The organism is Niveispirillum sp. SYP-B3756 (assembly GCF_009495745.1).
In the GTDB taxonomy this organism is placed as follows: Bacteria; Pseudomonadota; Alphaproteobacteria; order Azospirillales; family Azospirillaceae; genus Niveispirillum.
Genome location: NZ_WIDQ01000056.1, coordinates 1 through 677 on the forward strand (window position 1 = coordinate 1; position 677 = coordinate 677).

Genomic DNA, 677 nt, shown 5'->3' on the forward strand with positions numbered 1-677 from the left:
GACCCACGGTGGTCGTCGCCACCGTCCAGGTGCTGCCATTATCCAACGACACATAGACCGCCTCACCCGACGCGATGTTGGCCGACAGCGTGCCGCTGACGGTCTGCGCCGCCGTCTTGGTGATCCAATCCGTGTTGGTGCCGCCATTGGCCGCCGTATCCGCCGAGAAGGAAGCCGTGGCGATGGTGTTGGTCGGGGTCAGCGTGTCCAGCACGATCGCCTTGTTGGCTCCCAGCGAACCGGAGGCGCCCGGCGTCGCCAATGTCAGGACGGCGTTGTTGCCGGCGCTGTCCTGAAGGTTGGATGCGACCAGCGCCGCCGTGCTTGCGTAATCCAGGTCGGCGGTGTTGTCGCCGGCCTGAACCGTGTAGCTGAAGGTGAGCGTGTCGGTGCCCGAACCACTGGTGTAAATAGCGTAACGCGTGCTGGCCGAACCGGTGGCCAGCGTGATTGAGGGCGTGCCGGGAACATAGACGGCCTCGGAGAAGGAGACCTGGATCGAGATCGTCGCGCCGGTCTTGTAGGCGCCGTCAGCGGTCGACGAGGTGATCCCCGTCACGGTCGGCGCCGTGGTGTCCAGCACATAGGCCTGGCTGTAGACGGTGCCGTCATTGCCGGCGATGTCGGCGACCTTCACCTTCAGCGTGTTGGAGCCGGTCAGCGTCTGCCCGGCCAGC

At 65.7% G+C, this 677-nt stretch carries 1 protein-coding gene; it reads right to left on the minus strand.

Annotation, left to right across the window (positions count from 1 at the left end; translation table 11 throughout):
• Window positions 1-677 (minus strand): hypothetical protein (locus tag GE253_RS26000; protein ID WP_173012847.1); only part of this gene is annotated, 677 nt, incomplete at both ends.